Source organism: Qipengyuania aquimaris (assembly GCF_020171965.1).
Lineage (GTDB): Bacteria > Pseudomonadota > Alphaproteobacteria > Sphingomonadales > Sphingomonadaceae > Qipengyuania > Qipengyuania aquimaris_A.
Genome location: NZ_JAIUZK010000001.1, coordinates 766346 through 783320, shown reverse-complemented (window position 1 = coordinate 783320; position 16975 = coordinate 766346). Strand labels below are relative to the sequence as shown.

At 57.1% G+C, this 16975-nt stretch carries 16 protein-coding genes and 1 tRNA gene; 12 read left to right on the top strand and 5 right to left on the bottom strand.

Annotated features, from left to right (window positions below; genetic code table 11):
* Positions 1-8: 8 nt before the first annotated feature.
* The 4 genes from LCM24_RS03780 (at position 9) to LCM24_RS03765 (ending at position 3444) form a co-directional block, all read left to right on the top strand.
* Positions 9-1136: an SIR2 family protein gene (locus LCM24_RS03780; RefSeq protein WP_224802806.1), complete on the top strand. Its 1128-nt coding sequence runs from the start codon at positions 9-11 to the stop codon at positions 1134-1136.
* 27 nt (positions 1137-1163) lie between these two features.
* The gene (locus LCM24_RS03775; protein WP_224802805.1) at positions 1164-2531 is read left to right on the top strand and encodes a hypothetical protein; all 1368 of its coding nucleotides are present in this window, start codon (positions 1164-1166) and stop codon (positions 2529-2531) included.
* A gap of 345 nt (positions 2532-2876) precedes the next feature.
* Positions 2877-3206 carry a hypothetical protein gene (locus LCM24_RS03770; protein WP_224802804.1) on the top strand — a complete coding sequence of 110 codons (330 nt, stop codon included), beginning with the start codon at positions 2877-2879 and terminating at the stop codon, positions 3204-3206.
* The gene (locus tag LCM24_RS03765) at positions 3196-3444 is read left to right on the top strand and encodes an AlpA family transcriptional regulator (protein ID WP_318247356.1); all 249 of its coding nucleotides are present in this window, start codon (positions 3196-3198) and stop codon (positions 3442-3444) included. Before LCM24_RS03770 ends, LCM24_RS03765 begins: the two co-directional genes overlap by 11 nt.
* Before the next feature lie 253 nt (positions 3445-3697).
* Here LCM24_RS03765 and LCM24_RS03760 read toward each other — a convergent pair whose 3' ends face one another.
* A complete protein-coding gene (locus LCM24_RS03760; protein ID WP_224802803.1) occupies positions 3698-4420 on the bottom strand; it encodes a Crp/Fnr family transcriptional regulator in 723 nt (240 codons plus the stop codon).
* Between the two features lie 199 nt (positions 4421-4619).
* Between LCM24_RS03760 and LCM24_RS03755 the strand changes: the two genes are divergently transcribed.
* Positions 4620-5417, top strand: coding sequence for a DUF1330 domain-containing protein (locus tag LCM24_RS03755; protein ID WP_224802802.1), 798 nt, complete (start codon positions 4620-4622; stop codon positions 5415-5417).
* A 30-nt stretch (positions 5418-5447) separates the two neighbouring features.
* Here the strand turns inward: LCM24_RS03755 and LCM24_RS03750 are convergent, their stop codons facing one another.
* Positions 5448-6320 carry a LysR family transcriptional regulator gene (locus LCM24_RS03750; RefSeq protein ID WP_224802801.1) on the bottom strand — a complete coding sequence of 291 codons (873 nt, stop codon included), beginning with the start codon at positions 6318-6320 and terminating at the stop codon, positions 5448-5450.
* A gap of 1003 nt (positions 6321-7323) precedes the next feature.
* Positions 7324-7797 carry a MarR family winged helix-turn-helix transcriptional regulator gene (locus LCM24_RS03745; RefSeq protein ID WP_128891843.1) on the bottom strand — a complete coding sequence of 158 codons (474 nt, stop codon included), beginning with the start codon at positions 7795-7797 and terminating at the stop codon, positions 7324-7326.
* Positions 7798-7874: 77 nt separating this feature from the next.
* Between LCM24_RS03745 and LCM24_RS03740 the strand changes: the two genes are divergently transcribed.
* From LCM24_RS03740 to LCM24_RS03715, 6 genes are all read left to right on the top strand, one after another.
* Positions 7875-8762, top strand: a complete 888-nt coding sequence (locus LCM24_RS03740; protein ID WP_128891844.1) for an alpha/beta fold hydrolase — start codon at positions 7875-7877, stop codon at positions 8760-8762.
* Positions 8759-9172 carry a hotdog fold thioesterase gene (locus LCM24_RS03735; RefSeq protein ID WP_128891845.1) on the top strand — a complete coding sequence of 138 codons (414 nt, stop codon included), beginning with the start codon at positions 8759-8761 and terminating at the stop codon, positions 9170-9172. Before LCM24_RS03740 ends, LCM24_RS03735 begins: the two co-directional genes overlap by 4 nt.
* The gene (locus tag LCM24_RS03730; RefSeq protein ID WP_128891846.1) at positions 9166-10278 is read left to right on the top strand and encodes an efflux RND transporter periplasmic adaptor subunit; all 1113 of its coding nucleotides are present in this window, start codon (positions 9166-9168) and stop codon (positions 10276-10278) included. Before LCM24_RS03735 ends, LCM24_RS03730 begins: the two co-directional genes overlap by 7 nt.
* Before the next feature lies 1 nt (position 10279).
* On the top strand, positions 10280-13372 hold the full coding sequence (locus tag LCM24_RS03725; RefSeq protein ID WP_224802800.1) for an efflux RND transporter permease subunit: 3093 nt from the start codon (positions 10280-10282) through the stop codon (positions 13370-13372).
* 536 nt (positions 13373-13908) lie between these two features.
* On the top strand, positions 13909-14238 hold the full coding sequence (locus tag LCM24_RS03720) for a hypothetical protein (RefSeq protein ID WP_128891848.1): 330 nt from the start codon (positions 13909-13911) through the stop codon (positions 14236-14238).
* Positions 14228-14476, top strand: a complete 249-nt coding sequence (locus tag LCM24_RS03715) for a helix-turn-helix transcriptional regulator (protein ID WP_370246176.1) — start codon at positions 14228-14230, stop codon at positions 14474-14476. The genes LCM24_RS03720 and LCM24_RS03715 overlap by 11 nt, the downstream gene beginning before the upstream one ends.
* 28 nt (positions 14477-14504) lie before the next feature.
* Here the strand turns inward: LCM24_RS03715 and LCM24_RS03710 are convergent, their stop codons facing one another.
* Positions 14505-15665, bottom strand: coding sequence for a tyrosine-type recombinase/integrase (locus tag LCM24_RS03710; RefSeq protein WP_128891849.1), 1161 nt, complete (start codon positions 15663-15665; stop codon positions 14505-14507).
* Between the two features lie 165 nt (positions 15666-15830).
* Positions 15831-15922 (bottom strand) — tRNA-Ser (locus LCM24_RS03705).
* Between the two features lie 221 nt (positions 15923-16143).
* Between LCM24_RS03705 and LCM24_RS03700 the strand changes: the two genes are divergently transcribed.
* Positions 16144-16938 carry a DUF1134 domain-containing protein gene (locus LCM24_RS03700; RefSeq protein ID WP_224802799.1) on the top strand — a complete coding sequence of 265 codons (795 nt, stop codon included), beginning with the start codon at positions 16144-16146 and terminating at the stop codon, positions 16936-16938.
* The last annotated feature ends 37 nt before the right edge of the window (positions 16939-16975 follow it).

The window sequence follows — 16975 nt, the reverse complement described above, 5'->3', positions numbered from 1 at the left end:
AATTTTCGATGGGCACTCAACTTCTTGTTCAAACGACGTGGTGCGAAACAGACACGCATAGTAAGTATGAAGACTACGCGGATTTCAATGAATGGTTCGATGGGCCTGACGGCGGAGATTTAAGAATCGAAGCTGGGGTGGAAGGGCTGTCCAACCCGAGCAAAGCATTCTTCGCCGGAGACCGCGCAGCTTACGATGAGACCTTCGCCGGGTACCGTATTGATCGTCGCGACCAATGGCTTTGTCACGACTATCTAGAGATCTTATGTGGCGACCTCCACTGGTTCGAACGAAACTGCACGCGTTTCGATCAGTTATGCAATCGAATGGAGACCGGTGACGTTGTACCCTTCATTGGTGCTGGGCTGTCAAATCCCGGTGGCTTTCCAACGTGGAAAGACCACCTGCGCCACCAATGGCGCACAGCCGACCTGCCTCCCGACGAAATCGAAACCCTGATTGACGACGGTCAGTATGAAGGGATCATCGAACGAATTGAGCAGGAGCGCAGCCGGGATGTTTTCATCCAGGAATTGCGTGATGCATTTGATCGTAACGGCAATTTGCCGGAAACGCTGTATCTCACTTCAGAGCTGTTTCGGGACACGGTCATTACTACGAACTACGATCGTCTTATTGAGCAATCATACGACGTCGGCAGCGGCAACGAAGTCCAGGTACTCACTCCACAAACCGTTTTGACACCCCCGGAAGCAGGCAAAACCACGATCATCAAGCTGCACGGCGATATCAGGACGCCGGCGGGATGCATACTCAGCAAGAATCAATACGACGAAGCGTACGGCGACAATGGCATCGACGTCACCAAGCCCATCCCACAGGCGCTCGAATACTATTTCCGAAACAGCAGTCTTTTGTTCCTTGGATGCAGTCTCAATCAAGATCGAACGATGCGAGTTTTCGAGGCCATCAAAGCGTCGCTGAGCAATGAGATAAACCTGCCGCAACACTTCTCGATCGAGCAGAGCCCGGACGATCAGGCTGATCTAGCGAGGCGAAATGACTATCTTCTCAGGCTCGGCATCACGCCGATCTGGTTTCCACCTGGACAGTTCGATTTTGTCGAAGGGGTGCTGCGACTGGCTCGGAATGAACTGAGGCATCGCAAGGCCTGAAGAGAAAGTTGGGAGGATTAGGAGGGGTTGGCTCAAGATCCATTGATCAATGTGCAGAACGTCAAGTCGCTCGACTTGCTGATAACTCTTGAGGGCAACCTCAAGCGCAATGATGCAATCTCCCCTGAGATCGCGACGGCCATCGATACCCGTTACGCCGATTTCGGGCGCGACATGATTGCGGACAAGACAGGGCTTGATCTGTCAGACCTTTCTCCAGCCGAGACCCGCATCGTGAATGCTATCGGCAGGTATGTCGCTTTGCAAAAACGCGATGGGAAAGGTGCCGCTCGAACCTTTCAGCTCATTCGAAATCGAGGCCTGATTGACGCAGCCGAAGCCACGGTCGCCAAGTCCAAAGTCACACAGGGCTTCGAGGTGCTGGACCAGGCGGACATGCGGGCACTGTCATTCGAACAGATCATTGAGGATTGCCCGGAAGAATTTTCGGAACGAGCCCTTTGGTATGCGCGGCGCACGCTCGGTTTGCCGAACGCGTTAGAGAAACCACCGGCAGACATTGGGACACTTACTCAGCAACGCACGGAAAGACTTCTTCGGTGGCTTTCGCATCGCGCGGCCGAACGTGGCGGCACACTCGGCGGCTACACAAACATCGATGTCGGGAAAATTCTCGGCTTCGATGATCTCAGCCGACATGGTCGTGTGCTTGGCAACATCCAATCGCGAATCGACTTCGCATGCTACCGCGAAGCGCTGCCACCCCTCGGGCTATGCGTGGTTGAACATTTCGCGAATGCCTGGTCCCAAGAAGACCGGAATTGGGCATTCCCAGTCGCTAGAATGAAAGAAGCGGCACAGACCTATCGGTGGAATGAGTCTGACTTTGACAATATCAAAGCGACGACAAGAACCTTACCCGGACAAGCTGCTATTCCGTGGCGAAAGGAACTCGTCGAGCGAGAACAAAGCATTCGAAATTGGGCAGAATCCCTGAAGCCCAGTGAAACCCTGACCGACGAACGAGATTCCTACGAAGCGCAACCTGAGGCGCTTGACGTTATCAATCAGGAGCGAGCCGCATTAACGCGGCCCGAGGTCCGAACGAGGGTCAGCAAACAGATCGAACGCGGCCCAATCGGAAACAGGCTCAAGAAGCTGAATGGGTACCGGTGTCAGCTCTGCGAGGCTTTGGGGCACGATCCGATCGGCTTCGTCAAAACGGGCGGCGAACCGTATGTCGAGGCTCACCATGTAACACCCGTTTCGGAGCTTGAGTTAGGCTCCCTCGGAGCCGGGAATATCATGATCGTTTGTGCTAACCATCATCGGCAGATGCACTATGGAAATGTAGAAGTTACTCGAAACGATTTAGAATTTTTGGTGCGCATTGACGGGGCAGAACTGAAAATCAAAAGGTTCGCTTTATGCTGACGCTCCCATCGGCAATCATTGCCAATGTGACTGCAGAAGAAGGCCCACTTAATTCCTGGATAGACCACGCGCACATTGGAACTTGGTAGGCACACCGGACGCAGCGGTGCCGCCGAGATTTCCTGTTAAATATCATGGCTTTGGACGTAATTTTCGGGGTGTGCATCAACCAATTTGAACGCGATTTACGATTTGGATTCGCAAATCAGCTGCAAGTCAGAGACATCCAGGCCGTTGAAATTACTGCCGAACTTTTCATTTTCCTACAGGCAGGCCGCGACTTACAGTGGTCGTTGCCTTTCGCAGGAGTGAACCAGGTTCTTTGAACACAAGGAGCTTGGATAAATGAAAAGGAATCATTGTTTACAGACTTACGTTACCGCCCAAGTTGACGACTGGATAAAGGCCCAAGCGCGCGAGCGCGGGGTCAGCTCCAGCATCGTGGTTGGCGACTGCATTCACGATGCGTGGCTGCGCGATATGGAAGCAGACTTACGCACGCCTGCCACCGATCCGGTGCGTCAGAATATCTTCATCACGGTCGCGCTGGATGCGTTGCTTACGTACCATCCCGAAACTGATCTGCGCGAGCTTGTGGTCGACGCCTATCACCGTAGGCTCGTTCGCCTCGGTCTTGTTGCACCCCGTCCAGAGGGAGGCGAGCATGGCGAATGAGATCGAGCAGTTGTCGATGCCGTTTCTCGCGGACACAGATCATGGGTGCTCCCAGAGGCCCAAGATCGAACGGTTCCTCAGGCTTCGAGAGGTTCTTCATCGGACCGGTTTAGGCAGGTCTACAGTCTACCGTTGGATGGACGAAGGCAGGTTCCCGAAGTCCGTTCGTTTAGGTGGTCGATCAGTGGCGTGGATTGAGCACGAGATCGACGAATGGCTTCAGGATCGATGCAGATGAGGCCAGTTCCGGATTGCCTGACAGGGACAGAAATTTCGTGTTCCCTGTCAGCCAATCCGGTGCATATTGGTGCTTCGAAACACCATGTTCGAGTCACAATCCCGGACTCACATTTCCACAAATTTCAGTGGGGGCATGGCGGGGGGCATGAACAAATGGCACTCGCTGAACCCACTGATTTATCAGTATTTTAGACGAGAAATGTGGGTCCCGTAAGCGCACCACCGCCTCTGAAAAAAGCTGCTATACAAGCTTATTGGGCCAGTTCTTCGAGCCGCTCGCGTTGCTGGATTACGGCTTCGCGCCGTGACGGAAGATCGATCAGGCCCTGCTTGCGGAATTTCGTGAACTGGCGACTGACGGTTTCGATGGTCAGCCCGAGCACGTCGGCGATCTGTTGCCGGGACAAGGGCAGTTCGAAGGCGTCCGCGCTCTGTTCGAATGGCGCGCAACCTTTCGGGGCGAGCCGTTCGGACATGTCGAGCAGGAAGGTGGCGAGCTTCTGTTCGGCGTTCATCCGGCCGAGCAGGAGCATCCAGCGCCGGGTTCGGTCCAGTTCCGACAGGGTGCGCTCGAGAAGCTTGTGTTCGAGCTTGGGATGCTCTCGTGCAAAGCGGTCGAAGTCTGCGCGCTGGAAAGTGCACACCAGTGCGGGCGTCAGTGCTTCGACACCATATGGTGTTGAGTTGCCGAAAGGCCTGCCCATGAAGTCGCTGGGGTAGGCAAGGCCGAGGATTTGCTCCTTGCCGTCGCTCGTCTGGGTCGACAGCTTCAGCAGCCCCTCGATGACGTTGGCGACCACGATGGCCTCATCGCCTTCCCAGAACAATTGTTCGCCCGCCTCCAGGTGGCGACGGCGGCCGATCGAATTGAGGATGCGAATTTCCTCATCGTCGAGATCCGCGCAGATGGCGCGATTACGCACGGCGCAGGCCTGGCAGAAGTTCAGGGCAGCTTCGGATTGGACGCTTTCCATGGTTACTCGATACCCGTCCCCAGCGATCATGCCAAGAAGCGACATCTCGTCGGCCTGGAAGTTCGCCAGAGGCCCGCTCGTGGATCGATGCGGCGCGCTCCTGGTGGTGCAAAATTGAACCAGGACCTCGCTAAATCGATCCACCACGCCGCTGCCCGGCTGCGTTAGTCACCGTACCGATTTTACGACGGAGCCCGAAATGTACAGCCCCACTTCCCTGCTTAGAGCATTCACGACGACGGCAGCGATCACCTTGTTCGCAGGATGCACATCCTTGCAGGCACATGAAGCAACAGACGCTGCCGAACAGGCGGCCTTGGTCGATGCTGACGAGGCCAAGAGCGTGACTATCGACTTGCCCCCCGGCGCGCTGTTTTCGGTAATCGGCTTCGATTACATGCGTACCGACGAAGCCATGCGGGCAAGGTCAGACTTCCAGTCCTCCGCCATCCCGATCGCCGTTGAAAATGGCTTCACTCGCCACGGAGCGCTGATGGTCGATGGCCTAAGCTTCGGGGCATTCAGTCCGCAGGGCTTTCTCTTGACCAGTTGGCCGAGCCAGGAAGCCTTCGACCGGTTCGAACGCGATCCGCGGTGGCCCGAGTACAGCGAGCTGCGGCGCACGATCTGGAACGACATCCGTTATTACCGCGATGTCCAAGAGCAAGGCCTCTCGCTCACCCTGCGCAGCGACAAGTTCTATACCTTGGCAATTGCCTATACCGATCCCGAAAATGCAGCCGATTACCAGGAGTACCTAGCCCGCCTCGAAGGCGAAGTTGCCAAGCAGGGAGGTAAATTCATCCTCAAGCTCTACGATCCGAAGCTTGAATCCCTTTCAAATACGCAATCCCCCGACCAGCTGACCTTCATCGAATGGAACGACGCGGAAGGACCAAGCCGGCTTTTGCGGTCTGATGCGTACGAAGCGGCCAAACACCTCGGTGCATCCGGAACGACGGATCTATCGTTCTACCTCCTTCGCCCGTCTCTCTGATTCATGTCCTAGAACCTCTTGCTCCATTCCTTAACGCTGCTCGCCCTGGAGCAAGGGGCGATAGGAGTTCATGACATTAGAGAAATAGGCGAGGGCAACCTTCGCTCGCGAGGTGCCTGCAAAATCGGGGTGGCAAAGGAGCCAAAAGGTTTCTGCCTCGATCACCGGCGCGCCGGGCAGCCTCACGAGATCGGGATCCCTGTCGGCCATGAAGCAAGCCGCCCGGCCCATCCCGAGTCCTTGCTTTAGAGCCGTGAAGCGGCCCGCAATGGTTGTGATCCTCATTCCGATCGCGGCATCGGGATAGGGGGACTGCTCGAGCCAGGATACCCATCGCGCATCTCCGTCAGGCGGAGCGATCCAGCGCAGATCGGCAGCACTCGTGTTCGCGAGGTAATCCTTATGGGCGTAGAGCGAGAGCGAATAAGGAAAGAGACGGCGGCCCACCCAATGGTCGGGCGGACTGTCCGAGCCGCGCAGCACCATATCGGCCTCTGCCCGGTCCAGATCCACGAACCTGTCGGTAGAGTCTATGGTAAGCTCTATTTCGGGATGTTGCTCGCCAAACCTTGCCAGGTCCCCCATCAGCAAATGCTGCAGCATCAGGGATGGAACGGAGATTGAAAGAGGTCCTGCAAGCGATTGCTCGGACGCGCGCTGCTTGCGCACTGCCTCATCGCTGATCTCTTCCATTTTTAGTGCCGCCTCGACCACGCTCTGACCCGTCTTGGTCGGCCAGAAGCCGGCGTTCGAGCGGTGAAGCAAGGGCCCCATCGGCCCGCTGTTCAGCTGAGCCAATCTTCGTGAAACGGTCGCATGGTTGATGCCCAACACCCGTGCCGCGCCGCGGATCGATTTCTCACGGGCCACCGTCAGGACGAGTTGATAGTCACTCCATTCCATCGGTGCGTATTCGCACCATATGGCTCATCTATCAATGCACGATGGTGCGCGAGCGCTCCATGCGCTCATCCTTCAAGTTGAAGTGGGTTGCTGTCTATATTCCCAAGCCGGGATCAGGCTGGACATTCACCGAATGCTTAGCCCACGAAGCCGATCAATGGATTTCCGCGATCTTGCCGTAAATGTTTCGCTGGTCCAGGGCACCGCAACGCAGCGGTCTATTCCGGGAAAATATGGCGGAGACGGAGGTGGCAAGCGCAATCGCTTAAGTGCTTGTGGAAGCTAGGATCGGCAAGCCGTATGACCATCCGCTCCCACAATTACGCCCACAAAATTTTGAGTTGTGCAATTGGCTTTCTCGCCCTCAGTGGCCTCACACAGAGTTTCGCACAGATGAGGCCACGCGCACGTGCTCAGTACCTCTCAATCTTTGGGATGGAATCCCGACGTTCCGAAACGATTTTGATGGATCATGAAACAGCCTTTCGTCTGCCCGACGGACTTGGCTCTTGTTGCGAAAGGGCATGAAAAAGTTCAATCGTGAACAACTCGCAGCCAATCGGAATTTTATGTTTTGATTTCAATGGGCTATGGTGAAGTGAGTTGCACACGGATCAACGCAAACCCGCTCTACTCGTAGACGGGTTGATTCCGCCGAAAACAGTATTTCATAATGAAATCAGATTGATAGATCCCGAATTCGCGGGGTAGGGTGTGCTCCTGTTTCCAGCCACGGTCAACGATCCAGGAGAAGCGAGAAAAGATGCTGATGGGACAAACCCATTCCATGCAGATGGATTTTGAGCCAAGCTGGCGTTTGAGGTTGTTTCTGGTCCGTTTCCGGGTTGTCTGGTGTTGAACGGAAGCCGTGCGAAAGCGGACCGTCTGGTCACGACCCATTGTGGACATAAATGGCCAGGCAGCAAAATTGCCACCGCTTCTCGGGGATGGCACCAAATCCAGCTGGCCATGTAACATTCTCTTCGGGGGACCGTCGCTCTCGTTAGGCATCGCCCAAATTGTGCTGCATTGTGGCCAAGGTAGACTTGAATGCTTCCAAGTCCTCACCCTTTATTCCCTCAAGCAAGCGCGCATAGATCTGATCCGCCTCGACCCGCATTTTTGGAAGCAAGTCGATTGCAGCGGGCTGGAGGTGCACTTGCCACACGCGCCGGTCGTTTTTGGCGCTGCGCCGCTCGACCAAGCCCAGATGTTCTAGCCGGTCGATTGCTTGCCCGATGCTTGCCCGCTCCAGTTCAAGTTGTCCGGCCAGTTCCGTCTGGGTCATGCCGGGTGTGCGGTAGAGGTAGGCCAATGCACGCCACTGGGTACGGGTGAGGCCAAACTGTTCGACTGAAGTGTCGAAGGTGCGACGCAATCGTCTTGTCAGCTCTTCCAAGAGAAAAACCAATCGGTCTTGATCGGTCAGGAAGGCTGCTGCCTTTTCGTCGGCATCATTCTCGAACTTGGTTGCCATGCAGAGCACCTTAACACAGCACCGATTTAGATAAAGTCATTTACTGTAAGGCAATTTACAATATAGTGGTTTGCGATATGGAAAGCGTGACCACCAAAATCGAGGGATCGGGAGGACTTTCCCTTGCCGCAGAAGTGGTCGGTGACGACAGCGCGATGCCGGTCCTGCTCGCTCATGGTGGCGGCCAGACACGCCGCGCGTGGAAGCGGGTAACTGGTGATCTGGCCAGGGCTGGCTACCGCGCGATTGCCATTGATATGCGCGGTCATGGTGACAGCGAATGGTCTCGTAGCGGAGCATACGAAATGCGTGACTTCGCCTCCGATCTCGTTGCTATCGCTTCGAAGCTGGATCGCAAGCCAGCCCTCGTGGGTGCCTCTCTTGGCGGGCTTTCCGGGATTATTGCCGAAGGATACCTCGCCCCCGAAAGTTTTGCATCGCTAACACTTGTTGACATTGCTCCGCGCATGGATGCGGGCGGCGTGATGCGCGTAGTGGGCTTCATGGAAGAACATGTCGACCAGGGCTTTTCTTCACCTGAAGAGGCGGCAGAAATTATCGCCCGCTACATGCCCCATCGCCAGAAACGCGGTGCAGGGGAAGGACTGCGCCGCTATTTAAGGCAGAAGGGAGATGGCCGCTACTATTGGCATTGGGACCCTGCGTTCATCCGCAACATCATGACCGCTAAGCGAAGCGATCCGAACCATCAGGAACGGCAGTTCGATATGCTGAGCGATGCAGCAAGTCGGCTTTCCTTGCCGCTTCACCTCATTCGCGGCGGATCGAGTGATCTGGTTTCCGAAGACGCAGTGACACATCTGCGCGGTCTGGTTCCGCACATGGAATACACCGACATCGCCGATGCCACCCATATGGTGGTGGGTGATGCGAATGACACCTTCTCGATTGCTATCGTCAATTTCCTGATGCGACAGCACAGCCCCGAAGAGCCGGTTTCATGAATCAGAATCATACCCCGATTGATCGTGAGCGTCTCCATGAGATGTTGCGGATTGCCCCGTTTCATCGATGGCTCGACCTCAAGATTCGGTCAGTTACGCGTGATCAACTCGTGATCGAAATGCCCTGGCGTGATGAGATTGTTTCCAACCCGATGATTGGTTCGGCCCATGGAGGGGTTCTCGCGTCATTGATCGACCTCACAGGGCTTTATACCCTGCTTGCGCACGGTGTGACCGCGAAGGCGACCGCTGATCTGAGGGTCGACTATCATCGACCGGCGACCTCTGGACCGCTGATCGCAACTGGTAAGGTGGTAAAGGCCGGAAGGCAATTCTCGGTTGCCGAGACCAGTCTCACAGGGCCCAATGGCAAGCTGCTCGCCAGCGGCAGAGGTGCCTACATATGCTAGCGCGCCGTGCTCTTGCTGGGTTGGCTGTGTTTGCGCTGACGCTTGCTGGCTGTTCAGGCGAAACTGAGGGGGGCGAGACTGCGCCAGAAGCTCAGGCAGAGCCGCGCGAAGTTACGACGGCGATGGTCGAATCCCAACCGTTCGCTGAACCAGTTAAAGCATTCGGCACGATTGCAGCCAAACAGCGCAGTGCGATTGGTGCGCTTACCGAAGGGCCAGTAGAACGAATTTTCGTCAAGGTCGGCGACAGGGTATCTCGCGGACAACCGCTTTTTCGTATCCGCCAGGCCGACTATCAGCGACGCGTAGTTGAAGCACAGGCAGCAGTCGATCTGACAAGTGCGCAAGCGATTGAGGCCGAAAGGCGTTACGAACGCGTTATGGCCCTTGCCCCAAGGGGTTTCGTTTCGAAAGCCCAAGTTGACGCAGCTGAGACGGAGCTGGCTGTAGCGCGAGCGCAGAAGGCACAGGCCCAAGCGGCCCTCGGCACCGCACAGCAGGCATTGGCCGACACAATCACGCGTGCGCCATACGATGGCGTAGTAACCGCGCGGATGGTCGATGAAGGTGTATACCTGAACAATCGCTTTTCGATGGGAGGTCAATCAGCCGCGCTGGAATTGCAAGAGCTCGGGATCGTTGCCGCCATCGTCAACGCGCCGCAGGAATATGTCGACGCGTTTCGGCGTAACATGCCAGCGCGGGTCTACATTGAAGGCTTCGAGCAGCCATTCGACAGTACCGTGTACATCATCAACGACCGGGTTGATCCTGAAAGCCGGATGGTCGAACTGCGGCTGCCGATCCGTAATCCCGATTACCGCATCAGTTCAGGGCTGGCAGTCAGAGCCGAGATCTCGGTGCCGCCAGTGCAAGCGATCGTTCTGCCCCGCGCGGCAATACTCGGCGACAGCGCTACAGCCTACGTCTTCGTGGTCGTAAACGGAAAGGCACAGCGCCGGGAAGTGGCGTTCGATAGTATCGACCTCGATCGGGTGCGTATCCGCTCAGGGCTGGAACCGGGCGACGAGGTTATTCTCAATCCTCCGGCCACATTGCGGAATGACGAGCCGGTCAAATCAAGCAGAACCCGCGGCGCAAGCTGATATGTGGCTTGCAGACGTTTCGATCCGGCGACCGGTATTCGCGACGATGCTGATCGCTTCGCTCGTCGTACTTGGCTTGGTCTCGTTCAACCGGCTCGGCGTCGACCTCTTTCCTGAGGTAGAGTTTCCATACGTCTCTGTAACAACCGCTCTGCCGGGCGCTTCTCCGGGCACCATGGAAACCGAAGTCACCGACGTCATAGAGGAACAGCTCAACACGATCGCCGGCTTGCGCCAGATGCGATCGATTAGCGCCGAGGGTGTAAGCATCGTCAATCTCGAGTTCGAGCTGGAGGAGGATGCCGACCTCAAGGCGCAGGAAGTACGCGACAAGATGTCGCGGCTGGCGGCCGATCTGCCGGACGATTCCGAACCGCCGGTGATCGAGAAGGTTGATCCCGATGCCGCGCCGATCCTGTCGGTTCTCCTGTCAGGCGACATGCCCATCCGCAACCTGACCACTTTTGCTGATGAGGAGGTGAAAGAGCGATTGCAGCGCGTGCCCGGCGTCGGTTCGGTCGAGCTGGTTGGCGGGCGAGAACGCGAAATGCGCATATGGCTCGATGCGGCTGCGATGCGCGCGCGCGGAGTAACGGCAGACGATGTGCTCGGCGCGATCCAACGCGAGAATGCCGAACTGCCCGGTGGTCGCCTGGTTACCGAGGGGCGCACGCGCCAGTTCGGCATCCGCACCCTTGCCGAAGCACGAACGGCGGCGGAATTTGCCGCGATACCGATCCTTTACCGGCCCAATGGACAGACTGTTCGGATCGGCGATGTAGGGCGCGTCGAAGACTCCATTGAAGACGAGGAGAGCTATGCCCAGCTCGATGGGGAACCGGGCGTTGTTCTCGAAGTCCGCAAGCAAAGCGGCGAGAACACGGTCGCTGTGGCAGAACAGATCCGCGCAGAAATCGAAAGCATCCGGACCACCGCTCCCGAGGGCGTCAATTTCATCATCGCTCGCGACACGTCTCGCTTTATTGAACAGGCCATTGGCGACGTGCTGTTCGACCTCTTCATTGCCGTGGTGCTGGTGGTGGCAGTGACCTTCCTGTTTCTCCTTAGCTGGCGCGCAACGGTCATCGTGCTACTTGCTATTCCGACCTCGATTGTCGCAACCTTTGTTGCCTTCGCGGCTTTCGATTTTACTGTTAACATGGTCACGTTGCTGGCGCTGACAGTCGCTATCGGCCTGTTGGTCGACGATGCCATCGTTGTGGTCGAGGCGGTCCAGAACGACGTTGATGAAGGGGGAGACGCGACCGAAGCTGCCCACACTGCAACCAGACGAGTGGCCTTGGCAGTGCTGGCAGGCACATTCGCGACGCTGGCGGTGTTTGTGCCGATCGCCTTCATGGAAGGAATTGTAGGTCGTTTCTTCTTTCAATACGGTCTGGCAATCGTCTTTTCGGTCAGCGTGTCGATGCTGGTCGCCTTCACGCTCACACCAGCACTATCGGCAAGGTTGCTGCGCCCCGAACATGCGGAAAGTGGCTGGCTCGGACGCGTTGAACGGTTCCATATCGGGATGCGTCAACGCTACGAAAGGCTCGTGTCCTGGGCGATCAACCGCCGTTATCTCGTGCTTGGGGGGGCGCTCGCCAGCGTGCTGATCGGCGGATTTTTTGCCGCGCTCGTTCCGAGCACCTTCATGTCCACCACGGACCGATCCGAGTTCCTCGCGACGGTCAAGCTCCCTCAGGGCACAGGGGTTTCCGAGGCGAAGAAGGCGGCAGAGCAGGTCGATGCCTCGCTGCGCCAGAATCCTGAAGTCGAACTCGTTTTCGTGAGTGCGGGCAGCGGAATCAATCCGAAGATCAACGAACTGGATGTATATATCGGGTTGACGCCCAAGCGGTCGCGCGAGGCAACGCAGGACGACGTGATGACTTTCGCGCGGAACGAGATACTGGGAGATGTTCCGGCAGCGCGGGAGGTGTCCGTGGAGGAGGTTCCATGGGTATCGGGTGCCGGGGTCGGACAGACTGCAATTGAATTGATCATCACCGGACCGGACATCACAGCCATCAACGAATACGCGCGGTGGCTGGAGGGCGAGCTTGCCGCACGATCCGAATTTGTCGACGTACGTTCGTCTTACGAAGGTGGCAGGCCGGAACTGCAAATCGTCCTCGACCGCGACCGGGCCGCCGATCTCGGGATTTCTGCGCGCAGCCTGGCCGCCGCATCGCGAACGCTGGTTGGCGGAAGCGATGCAGGTACGTTTGAGGCTGATGGACGTCGCTATGACATTCGCGTGCGCCTGGAGGAAAGTGGACGACAGGGGCTTGGCGATGTCGAGGTACTTCCGCTCAGAACCGGACAGGGCACTCTGGTCGATCTTGCTGCCATTGCCGATGTCGACGTTGCGCTGAGCGCTGCGGAAATTGAGCGCATCGATCGATCGCGCCAGATTTCAGTGCTCGCCAATACGGCTCCCGGTGTGGCGCTGAGCGTTGCCGTGGCTGATGTGGAAGAGTTGCTCACCGCCAATCCGCCACCTGCCGGCTTGGCGACGCGAATGGAAGGCACTGCCCGTCGCCTCGCCGAAACCAGCGAGGCCATTATCTTTGCATTCGCACTCGCAATCGTCGCGCTCTACATTGTGCTCGCCAGCCAGTTCAACAGCTTCGGGCAACCCATTATCATCATGCTTACGGCACCACTGTCGTTCTCCGGCGCCTACTTCCTGATGTGGGCAGCGGGCCAGGAAATGAGCCTGTTCGCGCAAATCGGCATGATCGCTCTGATGGGGATTGTGATGAAAAACGGTATCTTGCTCGTCGATCTCGCCAATCGGTATTGCGAAGCTGGAAAGGATGCTGCTTCTGCAATGCGCGACGCCGCGCCAGAACGCTTACGACCCGTCCTCATGACTGCGCTTGCTGCCGTATTCGGGATGCTGCCAGTAGCGCTGGCGCAGTCAGATGCAGCGGAGTGGCGCAATGCTATGGGTTTCATCATCATCGGCGGGCTAACCACTTCGACTTTCCTGACTCTGCTCGTAGTCCCGGCAGCCTACGCGGCAGCCTCGGACCTACGAAGTGTCGTGACCAATTTCAGACCCCCGTTTGTGCAGAGACCGTCGTAGGAAGGCGCGCTGGATTCGTCGGTAACAGTTTTTGTGATCTGCGCGCGGTCGAACAAATACTGTCCGCTTTCCACCCTCATTATGAGACGTTGGTGGTCTATTAGAATGTCCGCTATCAGGATTGCGCAGAAGCTATCTCAATGTCTTAAATGGGGTACAAATCGGAAGCACCTTCTCGGCAGGAGTGGTTGCTCACGCTCCGATTGTGGAGTGGGCAAATGCTTCCCTAGATCAGTCAGTGCATTCGACTGGCACGACCTCCGTACATTGGAACTTGACAAGCACACCGTACGCAGCGGTGCCGCCGAGAGTTTTTGTTAGATATCATGATGTTGGACGTCATTTTATGGGTGTGGAACTTCTAACTTGAACGTGATTTACGAATTGGATTCGCAAGTCACTCCCAAGTCGGAGACATCCAAGCTGTTGAAACCACTGATGAACTTTTCATTTTCCTACAGGCTGGCCGTGACTTAAATTGGTCGTCGCCTTCCGAAGGGTGAGCCAGGTTCTTTGAACACAAGGAGCTTGGATAAATGAAAAGGAATCATTGTTTACAGACTTACGTTACCGCTCAAGTTGACGACTGGATAAAGGCCAAAGCGCGTGAGCGCGGGGTAAGCTCCAGCATCGTGGTTGGCGATTGCATCCACGATGCATGGACGCGCGATATGGAGGCAGACTTACGCACGCCTGCCACCGATCCGATGCGTCAGAATATCTTCATCACGGTCGCGCTGGATGCGTTGCTCACGTACCATCCCGAAACCGATCTGCGCGATCTAGTGGTCGATGCCTATCACCGTAGGCTCGTCCGCCTCGGCCTTGTCGCACCCCGTCCAGAGGGAGGCGACCATGGCGAATGAGATCGAGCAACTGTCGATGCCGTTTCTCATGGCGATTGGCGAAGATGTGTCGCGCAAAACGGACATCAAACGTGTCTTGAGGCTCAAGGAAGTGCGGCACAAGACAGGCCTTGGCCGGTCCACAATCTATCGCTGGATGGACGAAGGAAGGTTCCCCAAACCGGTCCGACTAGGAGCGCGTTCGGTCGCATGGATCGAGCACGAGATCGACGAATGGCTGATGAGCCGGAGCAAGTGATGATGCTCCGGCTCAGCCGCAATGCGGGTCAGTTGAGCCTGCCATTGCTGGTGCAAAAGGCAGCCCAATCGCGCATCAGGTCGCGCCGCTTGTCAAGGTAGTTGGTACGTCGATAAGCGGCCTCAACCTTGTTTGCGACGGTGTGCGCAAGCGCGGCTTCGGCGACCTCGCCGGGGTAACTGGTTTGCTCCGCCGCCCAGTCGCGGAACGAGGACCGGAAGCCGTGCACAGTGAAGGGTAATTTGGCGTATCGGAGGATCTTGAGCAGCGTCATATCCGACATCGGTCGCAAGACATTGCGACCGGGAAAGATCATGTCGCTGCACTCGGCGTAGAAGGGACGGGCACGTTGCAAGACATCGATTGCAGCGTCAGTAAGCGGAACTACGTGCTCCTTACCAACCTTCATGCGCTCGGCGGGAATGGTCCAGAGCCTGTTCTTGAGGTCGATCTCGGCCCATTTTGCACCCCGCACTTCCCCTGAACGGGAAGCGCACAGGATCAGGAATTCGAGAGCGAGGCGGGCAACGGTTGTGCGCTTGTGGAGATGTTCCAAGAACGCCGGAATGTCCTTGTATGGCATTGCAGCAAAGTGGCTATCCTGTTTGGGTTGGCGGGGAAGGGCGCGACCGAGCGAGCGCATCGGCGCTTCGGTTTCGCGCATACCATTGGCGTAGGCCCAGTCGAGAACGACCCCGATGCGTTGCTTCACGCGGCGCGCAGTCTCGGGCTTGTCCAGCCAGATTGGCAGCAGGCATTCGCGAATGACTGGACCTTCGATGTCATCGACCAGCCGGTCACCAAGCTTTGGAAAGGCGTACTTCTCAAGTGTCGTGATCCATTGCGTCTGGTGCTTGCCATTCTTCCAGCCCGCCTTCTGTTCCTCGTGAACAGTGCGCGCCGCATTGGCAAAGGTCGGCACCACGACCTCCTGCCTCTTGCGCTCTGCGATCGGATCAATGCCGCGCTGTATGTCGCGGCGCATTTCGAATGCGTTCTCGCGCGCTTCCTTCAAGTTGACGAGCGAAAGAGAGCCGAGCCCGATATCGCGACGCCTCCCTTTGATCGTGCTGCGGAGCACCCAGTAACCCTTGTTCTGGGCAGTTAAGACAAGCGCCAAACCGTCGCCATCTCCGTAACGTCCTGGTTCCTTGAGGTTTCGAATCTGTAGTGCGGTGAGCTTTCCCATATCCATCCTTTCCATTCCGCTCCCACATCTGCTCCCACAATTCTTCGTAGAAATAGTGGGAAGATGTAGAACATAATAAGAACATAAGAATCCAATGCAAGGCCGAAAAACTGCAGAATTCTGCGACTTTCACGGCCTTATTGGGATCTCAGGGGATGTTATAGGTGGCGGAGACGGAGGGATTCGAACCCTCGATACCCGTTACCAGGTATGGCTCCTTAGCAGGGAGCTGGTTTCAGCCACTCACCCACGTCTCCGCATCGCAAGCCTCGGCTGCGAGGGGCGCGCTATAGCTAGGGGTTGGGATGCCTTCAAGGGTGAATCCGCTGCCTTCTTTCCGACGCGCTAAAGACTCGCTTCGCCGCGAATTCGATTCGGTTCATCGCCCTGTCATTGCCCGCCTGCTCCAAAGCGATTCTCCTCAACGGCGCAGCCTTGTCGGCTCGAACGCAGGCGAGGCAAAAGAAGGGATCTCGAGATGAATACCGCACGCACGCTCCTGGTGAGTTTCGCCGCCGGACTGGGACTGATGACAGCCCCGCTTTCCGCGCAGGTCGAAACCGTCGATCCGGACGCGGCCTATGACGCTGCAATCGACGGCGACCTCGAAGAAGCTCCGGGAGAGCCTTCACCTTATGAGGCAACGGCTGACGAACCCGCAGCACCGCAAGACCCCGCGTATGGCGTGGAGCAGGAAGACGCAGCAGGGACGCCGCCGGTCTGGTCGGAACAACAGGCCGAAGAGGCTGCGTCTGCTGCGGTAGAAGGTGCAGATGTCGACAATCCTGCCACCACCTATCGCGAAGACGACCTGATTGGCGCCGCCGAAGGTGTTTTCGGGAAGGGTGCCGAAGGCGTCGCCAACATGATCCGCAAGCTGCTGGCCGACCAGGGCGAACCGAACGGCTATATCGTCGGGCGCGAGGCTGGCGGTGCTTTCGTCGTCGGGGCGCGTTACGGTTCCGGCACGCTGTTCCACAAGGTAGAAGGCGAAATGCCCGTCTACTGGACGGGCCCGTCCGTCGGCTTCGATGCCGGTGCCAATGCGGGCAGCACCTTCGTGCTGGTCTACAATCTCTACGATACCGAAGAGCTTTACGAGCGCTTCCCGGCAGCGGAAGGCCAGGCCTATGTGATCGGCGGCCTGCACGCGAGCTATGTGCGCAAGGGCGACGTGGTCTTAATCCCGATCCGGATGGGCGCAGGCCTTCGCCTGGGTGTGAACGCGGGCTACCTCCGCTTCTCCAAGAAGCAGCGCTGGCTTCCCTTCTGACCGGCTGTTGATACGAAAAAATAGGCATTCTTGATGG